1 protein-coding gene is annotated in these 564 nt (G+C 50.0%); it reads right to left on the reverse strand.

The annotated features are described in order from the left end of the window. On the reverse strand, positions 1-564 hold a 564-nt coding region (locus R7Q11_RS28340; protein WP_225467249.1), incomplete at both ends, for a TGS domain-containing protein.

The raw sequence follows: 564 nt of genomic DNA on the forward strand, positions 1-564 counted from the left end.
CACCAATCTTCACCAACTCGTGTTCGAGGATTTCACGTCCCGCTTCGAGGTTTTTCTCACGACTCTGTTTACGGAACCAAGCGTTGATCTTCGCACGAGCACGACCTGAGTGAACAAAGCCTAGTGATGGGTTTAACCAGTCTCGCGATGGGTTTGGCTCTTTTGCTGTGATGATTTCGACCTGATCGCCCATGTGGAGTTTGTGGGTGAACGGCACGATTCGGCCACCAACTTTGGCGCCAATACAACGGTGCCCGACTTCTGAGTGAATGTGGTAGGCAAAGTCTAGTGGAGTTGCCCCCATTGGTAAGTCGACAACATCGCCACGTGGTGTAAATGCGTAGACGCGGTCATCGAAGACTTGGCTTCGGAGTTCATCCAACATCTCACCAGAATCGGACATTTCTTCTTGCCAATCCAATAGTTTACGCAGCCAGGTAATTTTCTCATCGTAACCACTGCGACTGCTCGCACCTTCTTTGTATTTCCAGTGTGCGGCAACGCCCAGCTCAGATTCTTCGTGCATTTGCTTGGTACGAATTTGAATCTCGATGGTTTTGCCTT

The organism is Vibrio sp. 970, from assembly GCF_033339075.1.